We start from the raw sequence: 6532 nt of genomic DNA, 5'->3' as shown, positions 1-6532 counted from the left end.
GGGGCGCTGTCGGGCGACGGTAACGAGAGCTTTTCCACGGAACCGGACGACAGCGGTGGCGAGAGTGGTGCCGCGGATTCCGGCGACGACAAAGGCGATGCAGCCGACGGATCCCACCGCACCCGCCGGGCGGTGCTCGCGGTGGGACTTCTGGGCGGCCTCGGTACCGGCGGGTGGTACCTCCGCGAGCAGTTAGCAGGCGACGACGGGTTCGAACCGCCCGACCACTCTGTCAACGACATCTCCGGGAACTCCGGGTCGGACACGGAGACGGACGAGCCGACGGCGTCGACGCCGGACGACGGCGGATCGGGGGATCCCGACGGCGGGTCCGCGGACGGGACGGACGTCGGCGGCGCGCCGATGTTTCAGTACGACCTCGCCAACACCGGGCACGCTCCCGATGAGGACCCGCTCAGAGGGACCGACGACCCCCACCCGGAGTCCGGAATCCGTATCGATTGGGGGCGGACACTGGGCGAGGAACTCCCCGCGGGACCGGCCGTCGTCGACGGGACCGTCTACGTCGGCGGGGGTCGCCTCCGGGCTATCGACGTCGCCACGGCGTCCTCGGACTGGGGGTTCGACACCGTCGGGCGCGTCGACACCACCCCGACCGTCGTGGACGGCACGGTGTACGCCTCCACACAGGGCGGGCGCGTCTACGCCGTCGACGCCGAGTCGGGCACCGAACGGTGGCAGTACGAGGTCGAGACCTACCCCGACCTGCGGTGTCCGCCGGTCGTCGCAGACGGCGTCACCTACGTCGGGACGCCGGACAACAAGCTGATCGCGCTGGACGCCGCCAGCGGCGAGAAGGTGTGGGAGGCCCCGGTCGACGGCGAACAGCACGAGAACGGGGTGCCGGCGGCCCCGGCGCTGGTCGACGGGACGCTGTACGTCCCGACGAAGGTGGGCACGCTCCACGCCCTGTCGACCGACGGCGGGGCCGAGCAGTGGACGTACGACACCGGCGACGACTGGGTCGCCGCGCCGTCTGTCCTCAACGGCACTGTCTACGTCGCGACCAGCGGCAACCAAGTGTACGCCGTCGACGCCGCAAGCGGCGAGGAGGAGTGGACCTACAGCACGGGTCAGGACCCGTTCATCAGCGAGGGTGTCTCCGACGACGTCTACTCCTCGACGGCGGTGGCGAACGGCACCGTCTACGTCGGGTCGTACAACAACGGGCTCCACGCCATCTCGGCCGCCGACGGGACCAGAGAGTGGCGCAGACACCTCAACGAGGACGGGATGCAAAACGACGTGACCGGCTCCCCCACCGTCGCCGGCGGGACGGTGTACGTCGGGAGCTACGACAACAACATCTACGCGCTGGACGCCGCGGACGGGACGGAGTACTTCCGGCTCGGGTCGGAGTTCGGCGACGACGTGGCCGCGTCACCAGTCGCCGTCGACGGCTACGTCTTCTACGGGTTTATGGACGGACGCTTCCGGGCGTTGACGGGCGGCTAGCGGCGGCTCTCGTCACTCGGAAACGAACAGATCCGGCGACGCTCCGGCAGGAGACGCCAGTGAGGCCGACCATATTGTATATTGATTACAATACAGCGAGAGACGGGGGGTCAGCTCTCGGCGGAGGGGGCGGCCTCGGTCTCCTCGTACTTGCGCTCGAACTCCTGGATGAGTTGCCCCATCTTGGCGTACCAGTCGTTGAGAAGCCGCTGCATATCGTCGGCTATCTTCGAAGGGTCGGTCGGTTTGTAGACGTGGTAGTAGCCGCCCTGATCGTAGTTGACCTGTTCTTTCTGGATGAACCCGGCCTGCAGGAGGCGCTGGACCGCCCGGTAGGCCGTCGAGCGTTCGCGGTCGACGGCCGCCGCTATCTCGTCGACGGTGAGCGGGTCCTCGGCGTCTACGAGTGTCTTGAATATCTCCTTGTCGAGCTGTTTGAGGCCGTGGAAACACTCCAGCAACCCCTCACAGACCATATCCTGCTGGAGTTGTTCGGTCATCGAGTCCGGCATTGGTATCGGGGACACGTACGCGCCCGACGGACAAAAAGATTCGTGTATGGATGACACAATCCCGCGCTATCTGTGCTCGACAGAGGGGGTCGACGCGGACGCCTCCGCTCGGAGAGCGGTGACACTGCTGTAGACGACGGCCCCGCTGACCAGCAGCGCCGACCCGAGGATCAACAGGAGGCTGACTGTGTCGAAGACCGGGATATCGTAGACGGAACCGATCTCACGGATGGCGACCGCCAGCGACCCGCCCAGCAACATCAGCCCGAAGTACACCTTGATCTCGTCCTCGTCGACGATGCTCGTCGCGGCAGAGCCCAAGCGTGCACCGAAGGCGCTCCCGGCGAGCAACGGGAGGACGATTCCGAGGTTGACGCCGCCGTCCATCGCGTAGAGGAAGCTCCCGATACCGCCGGAGAAGACGATCTCGAAGAGGTCCGTCCCGACCGCGACGGGGACGGGGACGCCGATGAGATAGAACAGTGCGGGCATCCTGATGAAGCCGCCGCCCACGCCGAGCAGCCCCGAGAGGAGGCCGGTCGCGAACGCGACGGAGAGGATCATCCACAGCGAAACCGTGATACCGCCCCGCAGGGACATCATCGGCGGGACGCGGTAAGACTGGATGGTCTTGGCGATGTCGGGGATGTCCTCGTCTCCGTCGGCGGCCGCGGCGTCGTGGTCGACGCCACCGCCGGAGCTACCGGTGACGGCATTGTAGGTGACGAACAGCCCGATACCGCCCAGCAGGAAGACGTAGGTGACGCTGATGACGCTCCCGGCGAGGCCGAGTTCCTCCAAATAGATGACCATCTCCTTGCCGACTTCGATGCCGAGTGTCGTCCCGACGATCATCAACAGCCCGAGTTTGTAGTCGACCTGTCCCAGGTCGCGGTGTTTCAGCGTGGCGATGACGGACGTGCCGAAGACGAACGCCAGACCGCTCCCGACGGCGACGCGGGTCGGGTAGCCCATCACGATGAGCGCGGGCGTGACGAGGAAGGACCCGCCCATCCCGAAGAAGCCGAACAGGACACCGATGAGCAACCCGAACCCGACGAACAGCACGAGCAGTCCGAGGCTGAGACCAAAGACGTCCATATCAGGCGTTCGTGATGCGGTCGACGATACGGTCGCCGAACAGGCGTTCTGCCAGCCCGTACCCGACGTAGAGGACGATTGCTTCGAGCAGTACGACGCCGATCAGAAGCGCCGCCTCGACCGTCGGCGGAACAGCCTCACCGCCGATCATCGCGATACACCTCGAGTCTTGGGCAGCAATGTCTCGATCATACTTTTTCGATCTCGGCTCACTGTAGTCGACAGAGGGTAATAACGGTTTTGAACGTAGCGAGCAATATTACAGAGCCGTATACACGAGCTATCCCACCCGGATACACTCGTAACGTATGCAAATATAGCGCCCTTATCGGCGATATTCTCCCGTTCAGAAGGGCGGTCGACGAGGGCGAGGACGCACTCAGTGTCGGGGGCCGTGGCGGCTCGAAGCCAATTATATTGTCCAATCAAAACAATATTATATACTGGGTGCGAACAGACTGGTATGCGAGCAGTGTACGCGACCGACCTCTCGGCGGCGAGCGAGGCGGCCATCGAGAACGAGACCTGTCTGGAGTGTCTCGACCGCATCGGTGTCGAGGAGATCCATCTGGTGACTGTCGTCCCGTCGAACGTCCACTCGGGGATGCCGGGGATGGACTTCGAGGGGCGTCGCAGACGGGCGTTGGACCGCTACCGCGGCGTGATGGAGTCGGCCGGGTTCGGCGTCGAGACACACGTCGTCCGGGGGACGCCCTACCGACGGATCAACGGCATCGCCGACGCGGTCACGGCCGATATGACTATCGTCGGGTCCCGCGGGCAGAGCCCGCTGGCAAACAGGGTCATCGGGTCGACGGCGCGGAACCTCGCCCGGACGACGGTCGTCCCGCTGTTGGTCAACCGCGTCGAGCGCGAGGCCGAACAGCCGGACGTACTGGCCGAGCACCTGTTTCAGCGTGTCCTGTTCGCCACGGACTTCTCGGAGAACGCCGAGCGTGCGTTCGACGCGTTCTCGTATCTCAGACACGCGACCCAGACGGCCAGGCTCGTCCACGTCCGCTCGCCCAAGGAGCCAGACGTCGACGGCGACCCCGAGTCGCGGCTCCGGGAGCTGGCCGACACGCTGGCACAGTGGGACGTCGACGCCTCGGTCGAGGTGCGCCGAGGCGACCCGGCCGCGAGTATCCTCGACGCCGAGGCGGAGTTCCAGCCGACGACGACGCTGGTCGGGTCCCGCGGACGGAGCCGTCTCAGGCGGCTGTTGCTCGGGAGCGTCTCCGAGGAAGTCGTCGCGGAGGCTCGCGGGAACGTCTTCCTCGTGCCGCCGCCCCGGAGCGCCTGAATCCCCGTCACATCGGGAGACAGCACGCGAGGACGTACCCGAGCGCGAGCGCGAGGACGAGCGACCCCGCCCACGCGCCGACGGTGAGGCCTATCTTCCGGGCGCTGACGGCGTCGCTCCCGCCGACGGCCACGCCGCTGCCGATGATGGCGCTGACGACGATCTCGTTGAACGAGACCGGCACGCCCCAAAAGACGGCGAGTTGCGCGATGAGAAACGAGGGGACTAGCGCCGCGATGGAGCGCCGTGGGCCAAGCGAGGAGTAGTCCTGTGACAGGGACTTGATCATCCGCGGGGCCCCGGTCCAAGAGCCGACGAGGATACCGACGCCACCGCCGGCGAGGACGGCGACGACAGGCAGGATTCCCTCGACCAACGGGAGCAGGGGGCCGACGGCGAGGCCGACCTGACTCCCGCCGGCGGAGAAGGCCACGAGCGATCCCATCGCCAGCAGGACACGCCGGAGCCACCGGCCTCGTCCCGCCGGATGTCCCACGAGACGAGCGCAGCGACGGCCGTGGCAACCAACAGCGTACTCGCGGCCGGGACGAGGAAGCCCGGAACGCCGACGAGACGGCCGGCAAACCCGGCGAGCGACCCCGGCGCACCGCCCGGGCCGAGGCCGACGAACGCCACGTTGGCGAGGACGGCCCCGACGAGAGCGGCGAGAACCGGGACGCTACGGTGTTCAGGGACCGTTGACCGCGGGAGGACGCTGGCGATACCGTAGGCGATACCACCGCCGACGAACGGCGTGAGGACCCAGACGGTGCCGACCTGCGCGTACTTCGACCAGACGGGCGTCCCGCCCAGCGCGAGGCCGACGCCGACGACGGCACCGGTGACGGTGAACGCCGTCGCGATGGGGTAGCCGGTCTTGATACCGACCGCCATCAGCCCCGCGCCGATGAGCAGGACGGTTATCACGCCGGTCGCGGGGAGGGAGACACCGCCGATCAGGCCGCTGCCGACGGCTTCGGAGACGTTCCCGCCCTGTGTCACCGCGCCCGCGAAGCCGAGGACGCCGACGACGAGCGCCGCCCGCATCGTCGAGACGGCGTTGGCACCGACGGCCGGCGCGAACGGCGTCGCACCGCTTGACCCGGCACCGATGACCCACGCCATAAATAGACTGGCGGCTCCGGCGACGACGAAGAGTCCGAGGAGTGTGAGTTCCATCTGTGGTCAGTCGGCACCGGCGGCGACGGGGTCGCGTCGGCACTCTGGCTCCGCCAGTAGCCCTGGAGGTACGCGCCGAGGAACATCCCGGCGATGGCCCAGAGGACGGCGACGTTGCCGACGCCGAAACTGGCGTAGGCGGCCCCGGGACAGATGCCCGAGAGACCCCAGCCGCCACCGAATATTGCCCCGCCGAGGAGGACGTTCCGGTCGAAGGACTTCAGGCGGCGCTGGAACCGGTCGCCGGTCAGCGGCGCGCGCCCGAACAGCCGCGGCGCGAGGAGGTACGTCAGTCCCGTGACGGCCGCGCCGCCGAACATCACGAACACCAGCCCGAAGTCCTCGAACTGGAGGAAATCGAGCACGACTTCCGGCCGGGCCATCCCGCTGTAAGCCAGTCCGAAACCGAACAGCAGACCGCCGAAGAGGACTAGCGGGACGAACAGCGGGTGGCGCTCCGTGGAGGCCATCAGGGGCTCACCCCCAGCGCCGCGACCAGTTGGGCCGTCCCGATGGCCACCGCGAGGAAGGTGGCGACACCGACCAGCGACGTCTTCGAGGCCGAGCCGACGCCACAGACCCCGTGGCCGGAGGTACAGCCCTTCCCGACGCGGGTCCCGACGCCGACGAGGACGCCGCCGACGAGGAGCCGCCACGGCTGTACGTCGGTCGTCCACGCGCCGCCCTGAAAGACCACGGCGTAGACGGCCGCCCCGAGGACGATACCGAGCGTGAACACGATACGCCAGTCCCGGGACGTGATGTACTGCTGGAAGTGGGACACCCCCGAGACGTACGTCAGCGTCGACTCTAAGAACGTGCTCGCGCCGGCGTTTATCGCCGTCCCGAGGAAGATGACCGCGGCCCCGAGGCCGACGAACAGGCCGCCGACGGCGTAGCGACTGATCCCGTTGGGGAAGAGATCGGCGGCCAGTGTCAGCGGGAGTGGATCAGCGACCAT

Annotated in this window: 6 protein-coding genes and 2 pseudogenes; 2 read left to right on the top strand and 6 right to left on the bottom strand. The window is 67.3% G+C overall.

Annotated elements, in window-relative coordinates; genetic code table 11:
- Nucleotides 1-1476: PQQ-binding-like beta-propeller repeat protein (locus tag GJ629_RS01170; protein ID WP_157511366.1), on the top strand; the 1476-nt coding region annotated here is incomplete at its 5' end.
- Between the two features lie 110 nt (nucleotides 1477-1586).
- On the opposite strand, the gene GJ629_RS01165 is transcribed toward GJ629_RS01170, so the two are convergent.
- The 3 genes from GJ629_RS01165 to GJ629_RS15930 form a co-directional block, all read right to left on the bottom strand.
- On the bottom strand, nucleotides 1587-1988 hold the full coding sequence (locus tag GJ629_RS01165; RefSeq protein ID WP_157511370.1) for a helix-turn-helix domain-containing protein: 402 nt from the start codon (nucleotides 1986-1988) through the stop codon (nucleotides 1587-1589).
- Between the two features lie 66 nt (nucleotides 1989-2054).
- Nucleotides 2055-3089: a sulfite exporter TauE/SafE family protein gene (locus GJ629_RS01160; protein ID WP_157511365.1), complete on the bottom strand. Its 1035-nt coding sequence runs from the start codon at nucleotides 3087-3089 to the stop codon at nucleotides 2055-2057.
- A gap of 1 nt (nucleotide 3090) precedes the next feature.
- Nucleotides 3091-3240 carry a hypothetical protein gene (locus GJ629_RS15930; protein WP_197428366.1) on the bottom strand — a complete coding sequence of 50 codons (150 nt, stop codon included), beginning with the start codon at nucleotides 3238-3240 and terminating at the stop codon, nucleotides 3091-3093.
- 312 nt (nucleotides 3241-3552) lie between these two features.
- Between GJ629_RS15930 and GJ629_RS01155 the strand changes: the two genes are divergently transcribed.
- Nucleotides 3553-4392: a universal stress protein gene (locus tag GJ629_RS01155; protein ID WP_157511364.1), complete on the top strand. Its 840-nt coding sequence runs from the start codon at nucleotides 3553-3555 to the stop codon at nucleotides 4390-4392.
- Nucleotides 4393-4399: 7 nt separating this feature from the next.
- Here GJ629_RS01155 and GJ629_RS01150 read toward each other — a convergent pair.
- The 3 genes and pseudogenes from GJ629_RS01150 to GJ629_RS01140 form a co-directional block, all read right to left on the bottom strand.
- Nucleotides 4400-5571 (bottom strand): annotated as a pseudogene (locus tag GJ629_RS01150) (inorganic phosphate transporter).
- A gap of 20 nt (nucleotides 5572-5591) precedes the next feature.
- Nucleotides 5592-6041, bottom strand: a pseudogene (locus GJ629_RS01145) (DUF6691 family protein); the annotation flags it as partial.
- On the bottom strand, nucleotides 6041-6532 hold the full coding sequence (locus GJ629_RS01140; RefSeq protein WP_157511363.1) for a YeeE/YedE family protein: 492 nt from the start codon (nucleotides 6530-6532) through the stop codon (nucleotides 6041-6043). The pseudogene GJ629_RS01145 and the gene GJ629_RS01140, both read right to left, overlap by 1 nt.

This window comes from Halapricum sp. CBA1109, assembly GCF_009741825.1.
Taxonomy (GTDB): domain Archaea; phylum Halobacteriota; class Halobacteria; order Halobacteriales; family Haloarculaceae; genus Halapricum.
This window is presented reverse-complemented; position numbering and strand designations above follow the sequence as displayed.